General features: G+C 69.0%; 19 protein-coding genes. 5 read left to right on the forward strand and 14 right to left on the reverse strand.

The window, feature by feature from the left end; translation table 11 throughout:
• Positions 1–4 precede the first annotated feature (4 nt).
• Complete coding sequence (locus OC550_RS13745) at positions 5–1,381, reverse strand: CynX/NimT family MFS transporter (protein WP_262106462.1); 1,377 nt, start codon at positions 1,379–1,381, stop codon at positions 5–7.
• 31 nt (positions 1,382–1,412) lie between these two features.
• The gene (locus tag OC550_RS13750) at positions 1,413–2,126 is read right to left on the reverse strand and encodes a PIG-L deacetylase family protein (protein ID WP_262106463.1); all 714 of its coding nucleotides are present in this window, start codon (positions 2,124–2,126) and stop codon (positions 1,413–1,415) included.
• A gap of 84 nt (positions 2,127–2,210) precedes the next feature.
• Between OC550_RS13750 and OC550_RS13755 the strand changes: the two genes are divergently transcribed.
• Positions 2,211–2,594: an RNA-binding S4 domain-containing protein gene (locus OC550_RS13755; protein WP_262106464.1), complete on the forward strand. Its 384-nt coding sequence runs from the start codon at positions 2,211–2,213 to the stop codon at positions 2,592–2,594.
• Positions 2,595–2,682: 88 nt separating this feature from the next.
• Here the strand turns inward: OC550_RS13755 and OC550_RS13760 are convergent, their stop codons facing one another.
• Positions 2,683–3,747 carry an LLM class flavin-dependent oxidoreductase gene (locus OC550_RS13760; protein WP_262106465.1) on the reverse strand — a complete coding sequence of 355 codons (1,065 nt, stop codon included), beginning with the start codon at positions 3,745–3,747 and terminating at the stop codon, positions 2,683–2,685.
• A gap of 67 nt (positions 3,748–3,814) precedes the next feature.
• On the opposite strand from OC550_RS13760, the gene trxA reads away from it, so the two are divergent.
• Positions 3,815–4,246 carry a thioredoxin gene (gene trxA / locus OC550_RS13765; protein WP_262107170.1) on the forward strand — a complete coding sequence of 144 codons (432 nt, stop codon included), beginning with the start codon at positions 3,815–3,817 and terminating at the stop codon, positions 4,244–4,246.
• A 10-nt stretch (positions 4,247–4,256) separates the two neighbouring features.
• Here trxA and OC550_RS13770 read toward each other — a convergent pair whose 3' ends face one another.
• Together OC550_RS13770 and OC550_RS13775 are read right to left on the reverse strand one after the other, a co-directional pair.
• Entirely contained in the window at positions 4,257–4,445 is a 189-nt protein-coding gene (locus OC550_RS13770) for a DUF1918 domain-containing protein (protein WP_262106466.1), read from the reverse strand.
• Positions 4,446–4,499: 54 nt separating this feature from the next.
• Positions 4,500–5,414: a LysR family transcriptional regulator gene (locus OC550_RS13775; RefSeq protein WP_262106467.1), complete on the reverse strand. Its 915-nt coding sequence runs from the start codon at positions 5,412–5,414 to the stop codon at positions 4,500–4,502.
• A gap of 111 nt (positions 5,415–5,525) precedes the next feature.
• Between OC550_RS13775 and OC550_RS13780 the strand changes: the two genes are divergently transcribed.
• Entirely contained in the window at positions 5,526–6,566 is a 1,041-nt protein-coding gene (locus tag OC550_RS13780; protein ID WP_262106468.1) for a 2-hydroxyacid dehydrogenase, read from the forward strand.
• A 79-nt stretch (positions 6,567–6,645) separates the two neighbouring features.
• Here the strand turns inward: OC550_RS13780 and OC550_RS13785 are convergent, their stop codons facing one another.
• Genes OC550_RS13785 through OC550_RS13810 form a run of 6 tightly spaced genes read right to left on the reverse strand, consistent with a single transcriptional unit; the run spans position 6,646 to position 13,021 of the window.
• A complete protein-coding gene (locus OC550_RS13785; RefSeq protein WP_262106469.1) occupies positions 6,646–7,365 on the reverse strand; it encodes a sulfite exporter TauE/SafE family protein in 720 nt (239 codons plus the stop codon).
• On the reverse strand, positions 7,362–8,405 hold the full coding sequence (locus OC550_RS13790; protein ID WP_262106470.1) for an ABC transporter ATP-binding protein: 1,044 nt from the start codon (positions 8,403–8,405) through the stop codon (positions 7,362–7,364). Before OC550_RS13790 ends, OC550_RS13785 begins: the two co-directional genes overlap by 4 nt.
• Positions 8,402–9,451, reverse strand: coding sequence for an ABC transporter ATP-binding protein (locus tag OC550_RS13795; RefSeq protein ID WP_262106471.1), 1,050 nt, complete (start codon positions 9,449–9,451; stop codon positions 8,402–8,404). The genes OC550_RS13790 and OC550_RS13795 overlap by 4 nt, the downstream gene beginning before the upstream one ends.
• Positions 9,451–10,482, reverse strand: a complete 1,032-nt coding sequence (locus OC550_RS13800) for an ABC transporter permease (protein WP_262106472.1) — start codon at positions 10,480–10,482, stop codon at positions 9,451–9,453. The genes OC550_RS13795 and OC550_RS13800 overlap by 1 nt, the downstream gene beginning before the upstream one ends.
• An 8-nt stretch (positions 10,483–10,490) precedes the next feature.
• A complete protein-coding gene (locus OC550_RS13805; protein WP_262106473.1) occupies positions 10,491–11,420 on the reverse strand; it encodes an ABC transporter permease in 930 nt (309 codons plus the stop codon).
• A gap of 32 nt (positions 11,421–11,452) precedes the next feature.
• Positions 11,453–13,021, reverse strand: coding sequence for an ABC transporter substrate-binding protein (locus OC550_RS13810; RefSeq protein ID WP_262106474.1), 1,569 nt, complete (start codon positions 13,019–13,021; stop codon positions 11,453–11,455).
• Positions 13,022–13,325: 304 nt separating this feature from the next.
• Here OC550_RS13810 and OC550_RS13815 point away from each other — a divergent pair, with 304 nt between their 5' ends.
• Positions 13,326–14,276, forward strand: coding sequence for a 2-hydroxyacid dehydrogenase (locus tag OC550_RS13815; protein ID WP_306556936.1), 951 nt, complete (start codon positions 13,326–13,328; stop codon positions 14,274–14,276).
• A gap of 23 nt (positions 14,277–14,299) precedes the next feature.
• Positions 14,300–14,695 (forward strand): universal stress protein, encoded by a 396-nt coding sequence (locus tag OC550_RS13820; RefSeq protein ID WP_262106475.1) that lies wholly within the window; start codon positions 14,300–14,302, stop codon positions 14,693–14,695.
• 56 nt (positions 14,696–14,751) lie between these two features.
• On the opposite strand, the gene OC550_RS13825 is transcribed toward OC550_RS13820, so the two are convergent.
• The 3 genes from OC550_RS13825 to OC550_RS13835 form a co-directional block, all read right to left on the reverse strand.
• Positions 14,752–15,456 carry an alpha/beta fold hydrolase gene (locus OC550_RS13825; RefSeq protein WP_262106476.1) on the reverse strand — a complete coding sequence of 235 codons (705 nt, stop codon included), beginning with the start codon at positions 15,454–15,456 and terminating at the stop codon, positions 14,752–14,754.
• Positions 15,457–15,543: 87 nt separating this feature from the next.
• Positions 15,544–16,896, reverse strand: coding sequence for an MFS transporter (locus OC550_RS13830; protein ID WP_262106477.1), 1,353 nt, complete (start codon positions 16,894–16,896; stop codon positions 15,544–15,546).
• Positions 16,897–17,010: 114 nt separating this feature from the next.
• Positions 17,011–19,410 (reverse strand): bifunctional salicylyl-CoA 5-hydroxylase/oxidoreductase, encoded by a 2,400-nt coding sequence (locus OC550_RS13835; protein WP_262106478.1) that lies wholly within the window; start codon positions 19,408–19,410, stop codon positions 17,011–17,013.
• Positions 19,411–19,415 lie beyond the last annotated feature (5 nt).

The following is a 19,415-nucleotide window of genomic DNA, read 5'->3' on the forward strand; positions in this document are numbered from 1 at the left end:
GGATTCAGCGGCGCTTTTCCCCGAACGACGTCGAGGGGTTCCCTTCCGCGGGCGCTGGCCGTGCCGTTGCCTCCGGCAGGGTGCCCGCGGCCGCGCCGTCGTCCTCGATGTAGCGCCGCGGGTTGATCATGACGGCGCCCACCAGCAGCACCAGCAGGCAGACCCCCAGCATGGCGAACGACGCCGTCCAGCCGCCCGTGGCCTCCTGGACCACGCCGAACAGCAGCGGCGCGAGCCCGGCCCCTGCATAGCCGATGCCCTGGCTGAAGCCGGCGAGCACCGCGGCCCCGTGCTGGGTCCGCGAGCGCAGGTTCATCATCAGCAGGGCCATCGCGAAGGTGCCCTGGCCCAGCCCGGCCAGCGTGATCCACCACCAGGTGCCGGCCGTCGGAGCCAGGTACAGGCCCAGGTGTCCGCCGGCCCAGCACGCGGCAAAAATTACGACGGCGATGATCGGGTTCCGCATTTTCGGCACCAGCAGCGGGACCAGCAGACTGACGGGCAGGCCGAGGATGGCGAAATACGCGAGCGCGGAACCCGCGGCCGCCGCGTCCACGCCCTGGCCGGTCAGGTACGGCGGCAGCCAGGTGAAGTAGACGTAGGTCTGCGCGGAGTTGCCGGCGAGGAAGATGGCCAGCCCCCAGGCCACCCGCGAGCACCACGGGTTCAGGTGCTGCACGGCCGGCGCCTGAGCTTGCGTTGTCCGGGCAGTGGCTCCTTCTCGGTGGGCGGACGCGGCGGACCCGGCACCCGCCGCAACCGGCCCCGCGAAGGCCGCGCCGCCGTCGTCGTCACGCGCCCTCCCGTCCCGCAGCAGCTGCACCCCCCAGGGCGCCAGCACCAGTGCGCTGACCGAGGCCCAGAGCGCTATCGAGACCCGCCAGTCCGCCAGCTCCGCCACAGGCACCGCCAGCTGCGGGCTGGCCGCGGTGCCCACGGCCAGGAGCGTCACGTAGCCGGCGGTGACCACGCCCATCCGGTCCGGGAAATACTTCTTCACCAGCGGCGGGAGCACCACGTTGCCCATCCCGTAGCCGGCCATCACTACGGCCGACATCCCGAGGAAGGGCCAGACCGAGTCGACAGCGGCCCGGCTCAGCTGCCCGGCGACCGCCAGCAGCACCGCCGCGGCGAGCACGCGCTCGGCGCCCTGCCAGCGGATCAACGCCGGGGTGGCCAGGCCGGCCGCGGCGAAGACCAGCGGCGGCAGCATCGCCAGCGCGCCGGTGGTCGCGGCGTCGAAGCCCAGTTCGGGGCCCATGGTTCCCAGCAGCGGCGGCACCACGGACACGGCCGCGCGGAGGCTGAGTGCCATGATGAGGATGCCGAGGAGCGCGCCTATCCGGCCGCGCCACGGCTTGCGGGGTATGAAGTAGCTCACCCGCCAACACTAGCTAAGCAACAGCGTCAGCTCAGAACCGGAAGAGCTGGAACCCCACCCGGCGCGCCGTTTCCCCGCCCGCCGTGACCAGGTCGATCTGCCGGCGGGCCTGCTCCTCGACCGGTTCATCGCTGAGCGCCTCCAGGTACATCCGGTGCTCTGACAGCGATTCGACCGCCCGCTCCACGCTCTCGGCGTCCACGTCCAGCCAGTGCGTCGGCCGCGGCGAGCACACGGCCACCCATTGCACCCCGGGGTGCGGGTCCGGGCCGCCGTAGAGCTCCGGAAAGATCCACTCGTTCGCCGCGTCCGCCACGGCGTCCATGACGGCTGCACCCAGGTGCCGGTGGTCCGCCGAGTTCCACATTCCCGGCCCCCAGGTTTCCTCGAAGTTCAGCGTGATGATCCCGTCGGGGCGGTGCCGCCGGATGGCGCTGGCGAGTTCTCGGCGCAGCACGAGCGAGTGCTCCAGCCGTCCGTCGGCGAAATCGAGGAACTCCAGCGTGTCCACTCCGACCCGCTCGCAGGCGCGCCGCTGTTCGGCCTCCCGCACGGCCGCGGCCTCCACCGGATCGAGCCCGGCGATGCCGGCTTCCCCGCGTGTGGCCAGCACGTAGCAAATTTCCTTGCCCTCCGCGATCCACTGCGCAACGGCGGCGGCGGCTCCGTATTCGGGATCATCGGGATGGGCCATGATGAGCAGGGCCCGCTGCCACTCGGAGGGCATTAACGACGACGTTTCCATCAGCAGTTCCTCCCTCTGCCGCCCAGCTTAGCCCCGCCGCCGGTGGGCGACTACGGGCAGCGGCGGCTAGACTCGTTATCCATCATGACCGCGTTGCCAACCGCCCCCTCCTCCGTCCGGATTGACGCCTGGCTCTGGGCCATCCGTGCCTACAAGACGCGCTCGGCGGCCACGGCTGCGTGCCGGGCCGGCCACGTGCGGCTGAACGGCAACCCGGCCAAGGCCTCGCAGACGGTGGTTGCCGGCGACACGATCCGGGTCCGCCAGCCGGGCTACGAACGGATCCTCGAGGTGCGCCGGCTGATCGCCAAGCGTGTCGGCGCGGAGGCAGCCTCGCACTGCTTCACCGACCACACTCCGGAGCGCCCGCCGATGCCGGCGCTCGGGCTGCCGCAGCGGGACCGCGGCGCCGGCCGGCCCACCAAGAAGGACCGCCGGGAGATGGATCGGTTACGCGGCCTGCAGTAGCCTGCCGGCAGGAAAGTCACGCGGATCGCGGGGCGCCCAACGACGGCGGTACCGGCCTGGCGCACGCCGGCACCGGTCAGCCGCCGGGTCAGTGGCGCTCCCGGACCCCGCCGTCCGCCGTCGTTGCTGCCTTGCTTCGCCACCCGAGTTCCGGCGCGATGTAGCGGGCGATGTTCTCCAGCAGCTTGGCGTTGTAGGCGACATCGAGCTGGTTCGGGACCGTGAGCATGAGCGTGTCGGCTTCCCGCACCGCGGCGTCCGCCGCGAGTTCGCGGGCCAGGACGTCCGGCTCCCCGGTGTAGGTGCGGCCGAAGCGCGAGAGCAGGCCGTCGATCATGCCGACCTGGTCGCCGCCCTGTCCGGCGCGGCCGCCGAAGTACATCCGGTCCTCGTCGTCGACGATCGGCAGCACGCTGCGACTGACCGAAACCCGTGGCCTGAACTTGTGCCCGGCGGACTGCCAGGCCTCTCGGAACATCCGGATCTGCTCGGCCTGCAGTTCGTCGAAGGGCACGCCGGTGTCCTCGGTCAGCAGCGTGGAACTCATCAGGTTCATGCCCCGTTCGGCCGCCCAGACGGCGGTCTTGCGCGTGCCGGCGCCCCACCAGATCCGCTGCGGCAGGTCGTAGGACGTCGGCTGGATCGGCAGCAGGCCGGTAGCGCCGCCGGTCAACTGCGGATCGGCCTCCGCCACTCCCGCGCCGGCGATCGCGTGCCGGAAGACCTCGGTGTGGCGCCGCGCCATGTCGGCCGGCGTCTCGCCCTCGGCCGGCACGTAGCCGAACGCGGCGGCGCCGTCCTTCGCCGGCTCGGGGGATCCCCGGCTGATGCCGAGCTGGAGCCGGCCGCCGCTGATCAGGTCAGTGGCGGCCGCTTCCTCGGCCATATAGAGCGGATTTTCATAACGCATGTCGATCACGCCCGTGCCGATCTCGATCCGGGACGTGCGCGCCGCGATCGCCGCGAGCAGCGGGAACGGCGACGCCTGCTGCCGGGCGAAGTGGTGCACCCGGAAGAACGCGCCGTCGATGCCGAGCTCCTCGGCCGCCACCGCCAGCTCAATCCCCTGCAGCAGCGCCTCGCGCGCTGAGCGGGTGCGGGACCCGCGGCCCGGCCCCCAGTGGCCAAAGGACAGAAAACCAAGACGCTCCATGTCCGGCTCAACGCCGCACCGCCGTCGTCCATTCCACCCGCTGGCCGAAGCGCAGTACACTCCCGATGTGGAGAACGCCATCGTCAAGTGCCCGCACTGCGGCAAGGCCAACCGTGTTCCCGCCGCTGCCTCGGGCCGGCCCCGCTGCGGCAGCTGCCATCAGGACCTGCCGTGGATCGTCTCGGCCGGAGACGCCGATTTCGCGGCGATCGCCGAGCAGTCCCCGGTGCCCGTGCTCGTCGACTTCTGGGCGGCCTGGTGCGGTCCCTGTCGCATGGTCAGTCCGGTGCTGGACCAGCTGGCCCGCGAACGCGCCGGGAAGATCAAGCTGGTCAAGGTGGACGTGGACGCGGCGCCCCGGCTGTCCGCGCGGTTCGGGATCCAGTCGATCCCCACCCTCATGGTGGTCGTCGACGGCCGGATCGCGGCACAGCAGGCCGGCGCGGCGCCGGCCGCGGCGCTGCGCGCGTGGTTGGACCGCTCCCTGGCCTCCGCTTAGGACCCGGGCGTTAGGACCCCGGCGGCTCCACCACGAAGTCCCCGCCCGGGAAGAGCACCGACTCGTGCCCGTCGTCGAACCTCACGAAATAGGGCGGAGCTCCGTCCTTACCCCGTACTTCCAGGATCTCCCCGTGCCGATCCGACGACTCCACGGTCCTGCCGCGGACGATGATCCTGTCACCCTGCGTTGCCTTCATTCCTGAACACCTCCCAGCCCTAGGGTACGAAGGGCCGGCCCGGGATGGAATCCCTCAAACGGGGCTTTCGTCCTCCGCCGGTGTTTCGAGCAGCGCCAGCAGCCTGCGGACGGCGGGGTTGTTGTTGTTCTCGTTCCAGGCCACCTCGAGGTCCACCCGGTTCAGGTCCTTGACGCCGCGCGAGGGCTCAAGTTCCCGGAACTGCACCCCTGCCGGGGCGAGCGACTGCGCCGAGGCCGGCACCAAAGTCAGTCCGAGACCTGCCTCCACGAACGCCAGCAGCGCGGGGACCTGGCTGGCGTACTGCGTGACGTTGGGATGGGCGCCCGCGCTGGCGAAGAGCCGCAGGACCAGGTCGTGGAAATAGCGGGCCTCGGCCGTAGAGTACATCATCAGGGGCTTGCCCTCGAGCGCCCGCACCGGCAGGGCGCCGTCGCCGGCAAGCTCACTGCCCGGCGGCAGCGCGATGACCAGACGGTCCCGCATCAGGGGCCGCGACACGATGCCCGGCCGGCCCACGATGGGCCGCAGCAGCCCGATGTCCACCGTGCCCTTGACCAGGCCGTCCATCTGGTCGGTCGACACCAGCTCGCGCAGGATCAGGGAGACGCCGGGCTGCTCATCCGCCGCCCGGCGCAGGAGTTTCGGCAGGGCGCTCTGGCCGGCGATCGCGGTGTAGGCGATCGTGACCGAGCCGGCCTCGCCCGTCGCCACGCGCCGCACGTCCAGCTCCGTCTTGACCGCCATGTCCAGGATCTGCCGCGCGCTGGGCAGCAGCGTCCTGCCGGCATCCGTCAGCTCCACCCTGCGGCTGGTCCGGTCGAAGAGCGGCGCCCGCAGTTCCTTCTCCAGCAGCTGGATCTGCCGGCTCAGCGGAGGCTGCGTCATGTTGAGCCGTTCGGCGGCCGCCCCGAAGTGCAGCTCTTCGGCGACGGCGACAAAGGACTGGAGCTGGATCAGGCTGAACATCAATACACTCCTCGCATCGTTCGGTCCATACTTTAGCTTGGACGCGCATCGATGCGGAGGCCTATCGTCGAAGCACCCCCGCCGGTGCCGCCCGAGAAGGAGCCCCTCCCCGTGACCCAGCCAATCTTTCCCAAGCTCCCGCCGGCGACGGCCGGTGCGGCGGCGGAGCCGCTGCGGATCGTGGTCACCGATCCGATCATCAGCCGGTTCGAGCAGCAGCTGAAGTACGACGGCGGCGCCCACCACTGGGTGATGGCGTCCGGGTGGAGCGCGGAGGAACAGCTGCGCGCCCTGGCCGACGCCGACGTCGTTGTTTGTTCCGCCCTGCCGCCGGGGCAGGCCGCGGCAGCGGCCCGGCTGCGGCTGGTCCACGTGACCGGCGCGGGGTTCGAGAAGATCGCCATGGACTCCTTGCCGCCGGCCGCCGCCGTCGCGAACACCTTCCACCACGCCCGGCCGATCGCGGAACACGTGGTCATGGTGACGCTCATGCTCTCCCGCCGGGTGCTCGCCGCCGACAGCGAACTGCGCCGCGGCCAATGGCGGACCATCGCCACCTCACCGGAGGTGCCCTTCCACCCAACGCTCGACGGAAGGGTGCTCGGCCTGGTGGGGCTGGGCTCCATCGGCGCCGAGGTAGCCCGCCTCGGCGGCGCACTGGGGATGCGGGTGCGGGCCGTGCGCGGCAACCCCGCCGCGGCCCATCCCGAAGGCGTGCAGCCCGAGTGGGTCGGCGGCACGGCCGAGCTGCCCAAGCTGCTCGAGACGTCGGACGTGGTCGTGGTGACCGTGCCGCTCAGCGAGGAGACGCGCGGCCTCATCGGCGCGGCCGAGCTGCTGCAGATGAAACCCTCGGCGCTGCTGGTCAACGTCGCCCGGGGCCCCGTGGTGGACCAGGCCGCCTTGTATGCCGCGCTGTCCGAGCGGCGGATCGCCGGGGCCGGCATCGACGTCTGGTGGGGCGCTCCCGCGGACGGCAAGGTGCCGCCGTCGGAATTCCCCTTTGAACGACTGGATAACGCGGTCCTCACGCCGCACCACTCCGGGCACGCCCGTACCACCTTCGAACGGCGCGCCGCGGACATCGCCGCGAATATCGCCAATCTCGCCGCCGGGCGGCCGCTCTTCAACGTGGTCCGGAGGCCACGCTAGCGGCGCCTAAGACATCGAAAACGCGGTCCGGCGTGACGATCACTAGAGGCTGGCCAATGGGATTGCTCCCACCGCGGGCTCAGCCGAGCAGGATCTGCCCGGCCAGCAGCACCGCGCCGAGTCCGGAGACCGACAGGGCGAGCAGGCGTAGGCGCCGGGCATCCAGGAAGCGGTTGACGAAGCGGGACATGGCGTAGCCGGCGACGACGGCAGGAACCATCCAGGCCACGAGCATCAGGACCTGCTCGGTCACCGCGCCCGCCACGGCCAGTGCGGCCAGCGACACGGCCGAGCCCACCATGAAGAAGGCGCTCATGGTGCCGCGCAGCCGTGCGCCTTGGTGGCGCTGCCAGATCAGGGCCATGGGGGCGCCGCCGATCGAGGTGGCGGTACCCATGATGCCGGAGGCGGCACCGGCGGTGACCAGGCTCAGCCGCCGGGGCGCGGGCTGCCAGCCCAGGAAGGCCAGGGCCACTCCTGCCAGCACGGTGACGGCCACAAGCCAGGACAGGCCTTCGCCCGGCAGCACGGCCACCAGCCAGGCGCCGCAGATGCTGCCGGGGATCCGGCCCACCAGTGCCCAGCCGGCGCCGCGCAGGTCCAGCTCCGACCGCTCGCGTGCGGTGACCATGATGGTCACCAGCAGCGCGAGCATGATGATCGTGACCGGCAGCAGCTCCGGGTCGACCAGCGCGATGATCGGCGCCGCGAGCATCCCCATGCCGAAGCCGATGGAGGCCTGCAGGCCGGCCGCGGCGAAGACGGCGAAGCCGATGACCGCGTAGTCGGCCCAACTCACGGCATGGACGCCAGTTCCCCGCTCCGGACTTTCAGGCTCTCCAGCGGGAAGTGGCACTCGGCCAGATGCGCCGGGTTGTCCCCGGCCTGCTCGGAGGCCGGTGCCTGCTCCGCGCAGATGTCCTGGGCCTTCCAGCAGCGGGTGCGGAAGCGGCAGCCCGAGGGCGGGTCCAGCGGGGAGGGGATCTCGCCCTGCAGGATGATGCGGTTCCGCTCCGCGCCGCTGACGTCCAGCTTGGGCGAGGCGGACATCAGGGCCGCGGTGTAGGGATGGCTCGGACGCTCGAAGACGTCCTCAGTGCGGCCGGTTTCGATGATCCGGCCGAGGTACATCACCGCCACCCGGTCCGCCACGTGCCGCACCACCGACAGATCGTGCGAGATGAAAACGTAGGAGACGCCGAGGCGCTGCTGCAGGTCGTTGAGCAGGTTCAGTACCTGGGCCTGGACCGACAGGTCCAGCGCGGAGACGGGCTCGTCGAGGATGATCACGTCCGGATTGAGCGCCAGGGCCCGCGCGATGCCGATGCGCTGCCGCTGGCCGCCGGAGAACTCCTGCGGCGACTTCTTCGCGTCCGAGGGCCGCAGTCCGACCATGTGCAGCAGCTCGCGCACCCTGGCCTCGCGCTCCCGCGACGTCGTGTAGAGCCCCCGGTGCGCCTTCCACGGCTCGGCGATAATCTCGCCCGCCGTCATCCGCGCGTTCAGCGAGGCGAACGGGTCCTGGAAGACCATCTGCACGCGGCGGCGCCACTCCAGCAGCTCCTTGCCGCGCAGGCCGAAGGGGTCGGTGCCGTCGAAGCGCACCGCGCCGGCGTCGGGCCGCTCCAGCATCATCAGCGTCCGGGCCAGCGTGGACTTGCCGCAGCCGGACTCCCCCACCAGGCCCAGGGTCTCACCCCGACGGACGGAGAGGTTGATGCCGTCGAGCGCCCGCAGCCGGCTGTTGCCGGAGGCGCTCTTGGCCACGTGGAAGGTCTTGGTGACGCCGTCGACCTCGATCAGCGGACGGCCTTCGGTATGGATCCGGGTCTCGGTCATTTGTCCAGCTCCTCGCTGAAGTGGCAGGCGGCGGCCCGCGGGGTTGTGCCGTCAGCAGCGGCCTGCGCCTTGGGAACCACGGGCAGCAGCTTAGGCCGCTCCGCCCGGCAGATCTCCTGCACCAGCGGGCACCGGTCCTGGTAGACGCAGCCGGAGGGGATCTTGTGCAGCTCCGGCGGGCTGCCGGGGATCGAGTTCAGCTCCGCGCCGCGCTCGGCGTTGACCGGAACCGACTCCAGCAGGCCCTTGGTGTACGGGTGGCGCGGGCCGGCGAACACGTCGGCCACCCGGCCGGTTTCCACGACGTTGCCCGCGTACATCACGGCCACCGTGTCAGCTTCCTCGGCGACGACGGCCAGGTCGTGGGTAATCAGCACGACAGCCATGTCGCTCTCCTCGCGCAGGCTCTTCAGCAGCGCCATGATCTGCGCCTGCACCGTCACGTCCAGCGCGGTGGTCGGTTCGTCCGCGATCAGCAGTTTCGGATTCAGCGCCACCGCCATGGCGATCAGGATGCGCTGGCGCATGCCGCCGGAGAACTGGTGCGGGTAGGCGTTGACCCGGGCCTCGGGCTCCGGAATGCCCACCCGGCGCATCAGGTCCACCGCCTTCTCCTTGGCCTGCTTGGCCGAGAGCCCGTGATGGATGCGGAAGGCCTCGCCCAGCTGCGTCCCCACCGGGTAGACCGGGTTCAGCGCGGTCAGCGCGTCCTGGAAGACGATGCCCAGCTCCGGCCCGGCGAACTTGCGCCGCTGCTTCGGGCTCAGCCTGGCCAGGTCCGTGCCGTTGAGCAGGATCTCCCCGCCGTCGACGTCCGCGATCGGGTCCAGCAGCCCGGCCACGGCCTTGGCCGTCATCGACTTGCCGCAGCCGGACTCCCCGAGCAGCGCCAGCGTCTGGCCGGCCCGGGCCTCGAAGCCCACGTTGTCCACGGCCCGCACGGTCCCCCGAGGGGTCCGCAGGTCCACGTTCAGGCCCTCGACCTTCAGCACCACCGGAAGGCTCCGGTCCGTCGTCGTTGTTTCTGCCGCTGTCACGGTGCTCATCACTTGTCCCCTTCAACGGTCTTGGCCGGAATCCGCGCGATCAGGCGCTTGCGCGGCAGCGCCAGCCGCCACCGCTGCGCCGGGTCCGTCGCGATCCGCAGCCACGCGGCCAGCATGTTGGCGGCTATCGTCGTCACCACGATGGCCAGGCCCGGGAAGATCGAGAGCCACCACGCGGTCTGCAGGTACTGCCGGCCCTGCGACACCATCAGGCCCCAGCTGACGTCCGGCGGCTGGATGCCGATGCCGAGGAAGCTGAGCGAGGACTCGGCCAGCATCACGTAGCAGAACTCCAGCGTGGCCAGGGTCAGCAGCGTCGGCAGGACAATCGGCACCATGTGCCGGCCGATGATCGCGTTCGGCTTGGCGCCGAAGGTCCGGGCCGCGTCCACGAACGTGCGGCTCTGCAGCTCCGCGGATTCGGCGCGCGCGGTCCGCAGATAGATCGGGATGCGGGTGAGGGCCAGGATCAGCACGATGTTCGCGATGCTTGGGTTGAACACGTAGAGAACGACGACGGCGAGCAGCAGCGACGGGAAGCTCATGATCACATCGGCAACCCGCATCGAGACCGTCTCGCGCCAGCCGCGGTGGTAGCCGGCCCAGACCCCCCACAGGGAGCCGACCACCAGGGCGATCGCGACGGCGGGCAGCGCCACCGCCACGGTGGTCCGGGTGGCGATGACCAGCCGGGCCAGCACGCTGCGGCCCAGCGAGTCGCTGCCCAGGAAGTACTCCCAGCCGTTGGCCGGGTTGAACGGCGCCTTATTGGCAAAGAGCAGGTTCTGCTTCGTCGCCAGGTCCCCCATCAGGGCGGGACCGAACACCGCGGTCAGCCCCACCAGGAGCAGGACCGCGGCAGCCGCCGTCGCGAATTTGTCCCGCAGCAGGAGCCGGAAGAGGCCCGGCCTCCTGTCCGCTGCCCCCGCCGCTTCCGCGGCGGGGGGCTCCAGCGGGGGCACCGCCGCGGGTTCGGGAAGCGCGTCCGACGTGGGCGGCTGGTGTCCGGGCTGCACGAGTGGTGTGGCCATGGTTCCTCCTAGGCCTTCACGGTGGCCGGGCGGACACGTGCATCCAGCAGCGCGTAGCCCAGGTCGATGAGGATGTTCAGGACAAAAATTGCGACGGCGGTTAGCAGCACGGCGGCCTGCAGCACCGCGAAATCGCGCTGCAGGATGGAGTCGATCATCAGCTTGCCGATGCCGGGCCAGCCGAAGATCGTCTCCACCACGACGGCGCCGTTGACCAGGCCGACGGTGAGGTCGCCGGCCACGGTCAGCGCCGGAGCCGCGGCGTTGCGCAGCGCGTGGTGCGTCACGATGCGCACGTCGCCGGCGCCCTTGCTGCGGGCCAGCTTGATGTAGGGCTCGGAGAGGGCGGAGACCATCGCGCCGCGGACGATCTGCACCAGCACGCCGAACGGGCGCAGCAGCAGCGTGGCGATCGGCAGGACCCAGGCCTCGGACCCGTTGACGCCCGAGGTCGGGAGCCAGCCGAGGGTGATCGCGAAGATCCAGATGCCGACGATGGCCAGCCAGAAGTCCGGGATGGACGCCGCCGCCATGGACACGAAGCTCGAAATCCGGTCCGCCACGCCGTTGGGCTTGAGCGCCGCCCAGCAGCCGACGATCACGGCGAGGATGATGGCCAGCACCATGGTGGTGGCGGCCAGCTGGAGGGTGGCCGGGAAAGCCCGCAGCGCCATTGCCGCCGCGGACTCCCCCGTCCTCAGGGACTCGCCGAAGTCCAGCCTGAGGACGCCGCCGAAGTAGTCGGCCATCTGGACCAGCAGCGGCTGGTCCAAGCCCATTCGGGCGGTGAAGTCCGCCCGCATCTGTTCGGTGGCGTTCAGCGGCAGGTACAGGGTGGCCGGGTTGCCGGTCAGCCGTGCCAGCGCGAACACTCCCACAATCACCACCACCAGGGGCAGTGCACTGGAGAGGATGCGCTTCCTCAGGTAGGTCAACATGAGTCCCTCGAATCCCTCGTCAGACCCGGCCGCTAGTTGGCCGGAGCCATTTCGGCCAGCCGCAGCTCGTCGCCGGTGGACGAGTTCGGCTCGTAGTTCACGCTGGCCGCCTTGCCGATCATCCCGGTCTGGTGGGCGATGTGGGCGAACTGCACCACCTTGTCGTTCTGGTAGGCGAAGACCTCCTCGAAGGCCTTCTGCCGGTCCTCGCCGGTGGCTGCGTCGGCCTTCTTGATCAGGGCGTCGAGCTCGGGGGTGCCGAAGGCGCTCTGCGCGCCGTCGGTCAGCATGTACTGGTCTACCGTGAACGCCGCGTCGCCGGCCTGGTTGCCGTGCTGCGTCATGAGCATCAGCGCGCCGTCGGACTTGGCGAACGGGCGGACCTGGTAGGTCAGGTGCTGGCTGGTCTCGAGCATCTGCAGCTTGACGTTCAGGCCGGCCTGGGTGAGCTGCTCCTGGAGCACCTGGCCCAGCTCCTCGATCTTCGGGAACTGCGCGCTGCGCACGACCATGTCGATCTGTGCGCTGGTGTCCACGCCGTCGGCCTTGGCCTCGGCCACCAGCTGCTTCGCCTTTTCCAGGTCGAACGCCCAGGGCTGCAGCGACTCGTTATGGCCGACGACGCCGGAGGGCACCAGCTGTGCCGCGGCCTTGTCGCGTCCGCCATAGAGGCTGGCGACGATGCCTTCCTTGTCGATGGCGTAGTTGACTGCCTGCCGGATCCGGATGTCGTCGAACGGAGCCTTGTCGCTGTGCATGCGCAGCGCGACCGTCTCGTTGTTCGGGTAGGAGACGCCCAGGTCGCCGATGTTGTCCTCGGGGCTCAGCCCGGTCGCGATGTCAGCCTCGCCGGAAGTGATCATCGCCGCGCGGACGCTGCTCTCGGCACGCCACTGGTACTCAGCCTTTGCGTAAGCCGGCTTCTCGCCCCAGTAGCCGTCGAACCGCGCCAGGGTGATCTTCTGGCCCGCATCCCACTGCTCGAGCTGGTAGGGGCCCGTGCCGACCGGTTCCCGGACCTTCTCCGTGTCCGAGGTTTCCGCCGGCACCACTTCGAGGAAGGACAGCCGCAGCGGCAGGATGGGGTCGGCCTCCTGGGCGGTGACCTGCAGGGTGGTGTCGTTGACTGCCTTCACGTCCAGGTCCTGGTCGCCGAAGACGTAGCCCTCGACGTTGCAGCCGAGCTTGGAGTTCACGGCACGCTCGATCGTCGCGGCGGCGTCCTCGGCGGTGAAGTCGCTGCCGTCATGGAACGTGACGCCCTCGCGCAGGGTCAGCGTCCAGGCCTTGTTGTCCTTGGACTCCCACTCGGTAGCCAGCTTCGGCTCTAGCTCGCCGCTGGTCGGGTTGCGCTCGATCAGCGGTTCGGTGATCGTCGAGCGGTCCACCACGCCGGTGCTCGTCAGGTTGGCCTCGCAGGGTTCCAGCGTCGGCGGCTCCTGCTGCAGCACCACGCGGATGGTGTCGGAGCTGGCGGCGGTCGCGCCGCCGGCGCCTTCCGAGTTGGCCACCGAGCAGCCGCTCAGCAGCAGGGTTCCGCCGGCAGCCACGGCGGAGAGCCGCAGGGCGAACTGCCCCTGGGTGCGAAGTGAAGACATCATTGAATCCTCCGGAATCTTGGTCACGCGCCCCACACGGTTGCGGCTTCGGAGCCGTCTGTGCTTGAAGCCAGGGGTCGGTGCTGGCAAACAGCTTCCCGACGAGGCTCCGATCGCGTCAAGGAATGTTTTTCCATGTCGGAGACGTGACGGAGCCCGTTGGCGGCCGTTCGCCATGTGACAACGGCCACACTTCCGCGTATTTCCGCGCCTTTTGGAACCCAGCCCGTCACCGATACCTCAAGGGCATTGATCCATCCAAATTGGGAGTTGGACCCGAATCGATGCCCTCACTACGCTCGCCGGTATGTCTATGCCTCATGCCGTCCTCCAGGTAGGCCCGTTGATGCCCGCCGTCGGAGATGCCCTCATCCATGACTACGACGCCGTCCGGCTGCCCGACGATGGCGATGAACGCAGCGCCTTCCTCGATGAGCGCGGCGCGGAGTTCACCGTGGCCGTCACGTCCGGGCGCTTCGGCGTCGGCACCGAACTGATGCGTGCCCTGCCCAACCTGCAGGCGGTCATCAATTTCGGCGTCGGCTATGACACCACCGACGTGGACCAGGCCGCGGAACGCGGCATCGGCGTCAGCAACACCCCGGATGTCCTCAACGACTGCGTCGCCGACACAGCCATCGCGCTCTACGTGGATGTGCTGCGCCGGATCAGCGCCGCCGACCGCTACGTCCGCCGCGGCGACTGGGAGGCCAAGGGCAACTACCCGCTGGCCACCAAGGCGAGCGGCAAGCGGGTCGGCATTCTCGGCCTCGGCCGGATCGGCAAGGTCATCGCCCGCCGGCTGGAGGGCTTCGACTGCACCATCGCTTACCACAACCGCCGCCCCGTCGAAGGCTCGACGTACGAGTATGTGGACTCCCTCGTGGAACTCGCCCGGTGCTCCGACGTCCTGATCGTCGCCGCGGCAGGAGGTCCGTCGTCGCAGAAGCTCGTGGACGCGGAAGTCCTGGCGGCCCTCGGCCCCGGCGGCTACCTGGTCAACATCGCCCGCGGCACCGTCGTCGACGAAACCGCCCTCGTCGACGCGCTGGCCCAGGGCCGCCTGGCCGGCGCGGGGCTGGACGTCTTCGCAGACGAGCCGCGCGTTCCCGCGCAGCTTTTGGAGATGGAGAACGTCGTCGTGCTGCCGCACCTGGGCAGCGGGACGCACGAAACCCGGGCGGACATGGCCGCCCTGACCCTGGCCAACCTTCGGCGCTTCCTCAACGAGGGCACGCTCGAAACACCGGTCAAGTAGCACCAGCCCGAGAGGATCCGAGCATGAGCGTTGCCGTGGGCTTTGTCCCGACCGACGAGGGCCGCGCCGCCCTTACCGCAGCCATCGGCGAGGCCGCCCTGCGCCGCACCGACCTGCGCATCCTCGGGCCGGGTGCGGCCGACAACACCGAGCATGCCCAGGCCGAGCTGGCCAGCCTGCTGGAGCGGGCCGAGGCCGCCGGGATCAGCACCAAAGTGCGCCACATGGTCGGTAACGACGACCCGGGGGACCTGATCGTCGACGTCTCCTACGAGGACGATGTCGAACTCGTCGTCATCGGCGTCCGCCGCCGCTCCCGCGTCGGCAAGCTGATCCTGGGCAGCACCGCCCAGCGCGTCATCCTCGAGGCCGGCTGCGCGGTGCATGCGGTCAAGCCGCCGGTCGGCCCACGGAACTGACCGCCGGAGGAAACGGGGCGTCCGCCGCCGGTTCAGTCGGTTCGGCCGCGCTGCGGTCAGGCGGTTCGGTCAACGGCGGCCAGGATCGCCCGGCCGAGGTCGGCCGGCCTGGTGAACTGCGGCCAGTGCCCGGTCGGCAGGTCCACATACTCCACATCCCGGATGCGGGCGAGCTCCGAAACGAACGGATGCCCGGCGTCGATCCATTCGCGCAACAGTGACGAGGGGAACTCGCAGGCGATGACCGTCGCGGGGACGTCGAAGCGGCGCTCGTCGGAAAGCCGCATCTTGTCGTAGGCGACCCCCTTCGGCTGCGGGATGGCCCGCGCGCGGAACTGCGCCCGCAGCTCGTCATCGAGGTCCACCAGGTCGCCGTCCTCGAACCCCTCCCACGGCGGCAGCGGCACCTCGTCGCCCTCCGCCGGCAGCTCGTCATTGATCACGCCGCCCTCCGCCAGCGGCCCCGCGTCCACGTAGATGCAGCGCACCACCGAATCCGGCCGGGCATCCGCCGCCCCGTAGATGATCGCGCCGCCGCCCGAATGCCCCACCAGGACCACCGGGCCGCCGATCCGGTCCACTTCCTTAACGACGGCGTCGATATGGTCGCGCAGTCCGATCCCCGCCCGCTGCGCCTGGCGCGATTCCAGCCCCGGCAGCGTCAGCGGATGCACCCGGTGCCCGGCAGCGGCCAGCGGCGGCGTCACCTCCGCCCATGACGAAGCATCCAGCCAGAACCCGGGAACCAGGATGATGTCCATGCGCCATAGAGTACCGTCCCGGCCTGGAGAGCAGGAGGCGTAAACAGACATGGCGCCGCCCTAGGCCGGGCGGCGCCATGTGGCAGTTCAGCGGGAGGCGATGTCGACTGTTTCGTCGCCTGACCTCTGGCCAGGCATCGCCATGGCCCTGCGCTTCGGAATCAGGGCGACCGCGATGGCGGCCAACCCGGCAATTCCCGCAAAGATCATGAAGTTCCACTCGAAGGGCAGCGCAGCACTTCCGATCCAGCCACCGATCAACGGCCCGGAGATAGCTCCAAGCCGAGCGAAGCTGAGGGCCCAGCCGGTCGCTGTAGCCCGCACGTTGGCCGGGTAGTAGTCCGCGATGTAGCCAGTAAGTACCAGCGAGGTGGAGATGGAGCCGATGCCAGCGAACGCCACAAACAACAGATTGACCACCATATTGCCGGGGAACATGAGGAGCAGGATGCCCACGCCTCCAAGCAGGTAGAACACAACGAGAATGAGCTTCTGCCCGTACTTGTCCGCAGCCCGGCCCAACGCCAGCCCTCCGGCGGCAGAGGCAAGGCTGAACACGAGAAGGAAGGCCAAGGAGGAGCCCAGATCGTAACCTGCGGACTTCATGATGGACGGCAGCCAGGTATTCAGCCCGTAGACCAGGACCATGCCGCAGAACAGGGATATCCAGAAGAACACCGTGGAACGCAGGTACCGGGGCGAGAACATGGTCGTGATTGTCCGCCACCAAGGTTCGGCAGCGTCTCCCGCTGGCTTTGCGGCAACGGACGGAACGTATGGGGCGATGCCCAGCCGGGCAGCCAGCCGGTCGGCGTCTTGGCGCCTGCCTTTGGACTCCAGATAGTCCAGCGACTCCGGCAGCATCTTGGCAATGAACGGCAGCAGTACAACCGGTAGCGCACCGATCGCGATGACCCACCGCCAACCGGCGGTTGGCAGCAGGAACAGCGCCACCAGAGCGGCAGCGACGATGCCCAGCGAGTAACCGGAGTACATGACGCCGTAGTTGTAGGAGCGCCTGTTCGGCGCCGAGTATTCGATGGTTAGCGCCGCCGCTACGGGAATGACACCACCCATCCCAAGGCCTCCGATGAGGCGGAACAGGCCGAACAGTTCGGGAGTCGGTGCCACTGCCGCCCCTACTTGCGTCAGCGTAAAGATCAGCATCGAGAGGAGCAGCATCCTTTTGCGGCCGAACAGGTCGCTGAGGGTACCGATGAAAAGGGCTCCGAAAAGCATTCCTACCAGCGCGTAGGCACCGAGTCCGCCGAGCTCCAGCGGGGTGAGATCCCACGCCCGGTATTCGGCGAGGGCGGGGAGGACCGCGCCCAGGACGCCGACGTCGTAGCCCTCTGCGAGGATGGCGAGCCAGCAGCAGAAAAGAACCAGCCGCGTGGTGCGCGGCGGTACAGTCCATGTGTTTACGGCAGCAGTTGCCACATGAGTCTCATTTCGTCATTGGAGTGAGCAGGTGGTGGTGCAGAGTGGGACGGCGGGAGGCAGGCAAGCGCTGCCTCCCGCCCGGAGATATAGCGAACCGTTATCCGCCCAAGATTACTTGGCCATCGCGGGCTCGGTGCGCTGCCTGGCTGTGGCGGGTTTCCACCGGAGGTGACCGGGCGCTTGCTCGTCCTCGGCCTCCCGCAGCAAGGACAGCCGCGGCCTGACCGCATCGGTGCGCGAGCTCGGAGGCTTGCGCCGGCCGGCGCGGAACTGCGGAATCCATTCCGCGCCCTCGCCCCTGTATTCCTGCTCGGCAGCCGCGTGCAGCGTCCATTGCGGGTTGTACAAATGGCTGCGGCCGAGGGCGATCAGGTCGGCGCGTCCGGCCAGCAGAATCGAATTGGCGTCGTCGTACGAAGAAATGGCGCCAACGGCGATCACTGCCGTCCCTGACGGTTCGGCCACCTCCTGCCGGATGCGGTCGGCGTATGGAGTCTGGTAGCTGCGGCCGTAGGCAGGCTCTTCCTCCTTGCCGACCTGGCCGGTGGACACATCAATGCCGTCCGCGCCGTGGGCGGCGAACGCCTTGGCGATTTCTACGGCGTCGTCAATGGTGTTGCCGCCCTCGATCCAGTCCGTCGCGGAAATCCGCACGGTCAGCGGCCGGTCGGCCGGCCAGGCCGCGCGCACTGCATCGAAGACTTCGAGCGGGAAGCGCAGCCGGTTGTCCAGGTTCCCGCCGTACTCATCGGTGCGCTGGTTGGCGACCGGCGAGAGGAAGGATGAGAGCAGGTAACCGTGCGCGGCGTGGACCTCGAGCAGGTCGAATCCTGCTTCGGCGGCGCGGTTCGCAGCGGCGACGAAGTCGGCCTTCACCTGGCCCATCTCTGCCCGGTCGATTTCCCGCGGGGTCTGGCTGCCGGGACCGTATGGCAGGGCCGACGGACCGACGGCTTCCCAGTTCCCGGATTCGAGCGGCTCGTCAATGCCTTCCCACATCAGGCGGGTGGAGGCCTTGCGGCCGGCATGGCCGATCTGGACACCGATCTTCGCCGTCGACTGCCCGTGGACAAAGCCCACGATGTCCTTCCAGCTGTCCTTCTGGACCTCGTTGTACAGCCCCGTGCAGCCAGGCGTGATGCGCCCCTCTTCAGAAACGCAGACCATCTCGGTCATCACTAGGCCGGCTCCGCCCAGGGCTTTGCTGCCCAAGTGCACTTTGTGGAAATCTCCCGGGACTCCATCGGTCGCGGAGTACATGTCCATCGGCGAGACGATGATCCGGTTCTTCAGCTCCAGGTCGCCGATCTTGTAAGGCTGGAACATGGCCGGCACAACCTGCTGCAGTCCCTGGGACTCGGCGAAATGGCGGTCCACCAGCCCGGCGAATTCGGGATCCCGCAACCGCAGGTTGTCCTGGGTGATGCGCCGGCTGCGCGTCAGCAGGTTGAAGGCGAACTGGGTGGGAGGCTGGTCCTTGTACTGGCCGATCCGCTCGAACCATTCCAGTGAGGCCTGCGCGGCGCGCTGGGTCGATTCGACCACCGGCCGCCGCTCGAGTTCGTAGGCAGCCAGCGCGGACTCGAGGTCCCGCTGCTCGTGCAGGCACGCCGCCAGCGCCAATGCGTCCTCCATGGCGAGCTTGGTTCCCGAGCCGATGGAGAAGTGCGCGGTGTGCGCGGCGTCGCCGAGCAGCACCACGTTCCCGTGCCGCCAGTTGCGGTTGCGTACGGTCGTGAAGTTCAGCCACTTGGAGTTGTTCGCCAGCACTTCGTAGCCGTCGAGTTCCTCGGCGAAGAGTTCGCGGACCTTCGCGATGGCCTTCTCATCGGAGACCCCGGGCGCAAACACATCGCCGGCTGTCTCGTCGAAGCCGGCCGCCCGCCACACGTCCTCGTGCATCTCCACGATGAAAGTGGAGCCCGCATCCGAGTACGGGTAGCCGTGGATCTGCATGACGCCGTGCTTCGTCTCTTTGACGAAGAACTTGAAGGCCTCGAACACCTGGTCTGTGCCCAGCCACATGAACTTGTTCGGCCGTGGATCAAGGTCCGGGCCGAAGGACTCGGCGTACTTTGCACGGATCTGCGAGTTGACTCCGTCCGCGGCCAGCACCAGGTCATAGCCGTCCTCGAGTTCCTCCACCGGCGGTGCCAGGGTCGAAAAGCGCAGGTCCACTCCGAGTTCGGTGCAGCGTCGCTGCAGCAGTTCGAGCAGTTCCTTGCGGCTCATCGCGGCGAAGCCCTGTCCGCCCACTGTGACGGTCTCATTCTTGAAATGGATGTCGATGTCAGACCAGCGGGCAAAGCGGCGGCTCATGTAGTCGGCCACTACCGGATCCGCGTTCCCGATCCCGCCGAGGGTTTCATCGGAAAATACGACGCCGAAGCCGAACGTATCGCTGGCCGCATTCCGTTCCCATACGGTCACTTCATGAGCGGGATCCAACTGCTTCATCAGTGCACCGAAGTACAACCCGCCGGGTCCCCCGCCAACAATTGCGATTTTCATGTCCT

It is taken from the genome of Arthrobacter sp. Marseille-P9274 (assembly GCF_946892675.1).
Classification (GTDB): Bacteria; Actinomycetota; Actinomycetes; order Actinomycetales; family Micrococcaceae; genus Crystallibacter.

What these genes read in the sequence shown, in the direction of transcription:
- OC550_RS13815 (WP_306556936.1), top strand. Translation starts at nt 13,326, where the DNA reads ATGTCTATGCCTCATGCCGTCCTCCAGGTAGGCCCGTTGATGCCCGCC.
- OC550_RS13750 (WP_262106463.1), bottom strand. Translation starts at nt 2,126, where the DNA reads ATGGAAACGTCGTCGTTAATGCCCTCCGAGTGGCAGCGGGCCCTGCTC.
- OC550_RS13820 (WP_262106475.1), top strand. Translation starts at nt 14,300, where the DNA reads ATGAGCGTTGCCGTGGGCTTTGTCCCGACCGACGAGGGCCGCGCCGCC.
- OC550_RS13760 (WP_262106465.1), bottom strand. Translation starts at nt 3,747, where the DNA reads ATGGAGCGTCTTGGTTTTCTGTCCTTTGGCCACTGGGGGCCGGGCCGC.
- OC550_RS13800 (WP_262106472.1), bottom strand. Translation starts at nt 10,482, where the DNA reads ATGGCCACACCACTCGTGCAGCCCGGACACCAGCCGCCCACGTCGGAC.
- OC550_RS13835 (WP_262106478.1), bottom strand. Translation starts at nt 19,410, where the DNA reads ATGAAAATCGCAATTGTTGGCGGGGGACCCGGCGGGTTGTACTTCGGT.
- OC550_RS13755 (WP_262106464.1), top strand. Translation starts at nt 2,211, where the DNA reads ATGACCGCGTTGCCAACCGCCCCCTCCTCCGTCCGGATTGACGCCTGG.
- OC550_RS13790 (WP_262106470.1), bottom strand. Translation starts at nt 8,405, where the DNA reads ATGACCGAGACCCGGATCCATACCGAAGGCCGTCCGCTGATCGAGGTC.
- OC550_RS13795 (WP_262106471.1), bottom strand. Translation starts at nt 9,451, where the DNA reads ATGAGCACCGTGACAGCGGCAGAAACAACGACGACGGACCGGAGCCTT.
- OC550_RS13770 (WP_262106466.1), bottom strand. Translation starts at nt 4,445, where the DNA reads ATGAAGGCAACGCAGGGTGACAGGATCATCGTCCGCGGCAGGACCGTG.
- OC550_RS13805 (WP_262106473.1), bottom strand. Translation starts at nt 11,420, where the DNA reads ATGTTGACCTACCTGAGGAAGCGCATCCTCTCCAGTGCACTGCCCCTG.
- OC550_RS13775 (WP_262106467.1), bottom strand. Translation starts at nt 5,414, where the DNA reads ATGTTCAGCCTGATCCAGCTCCAGTCCTTTGTCGCCGTCGCCGAAGAG.
- OC550_RS13825 (WP_262106476.1), bottom strand. Translation starts at nt 15,456, where the DNA reads ATGGACATCATCCTGGTTCCCGGGTTCTGGCTGGATGCTTCGTCATGG.
- OC550_RS13810 (WP_262106474.1), bottom strand. Translation starts at nt 13,021, where the DNA reads ATGATGTCTTCACTTCGCACCCAGGGGCAGTTCGCCCTGCGGCTCTCC.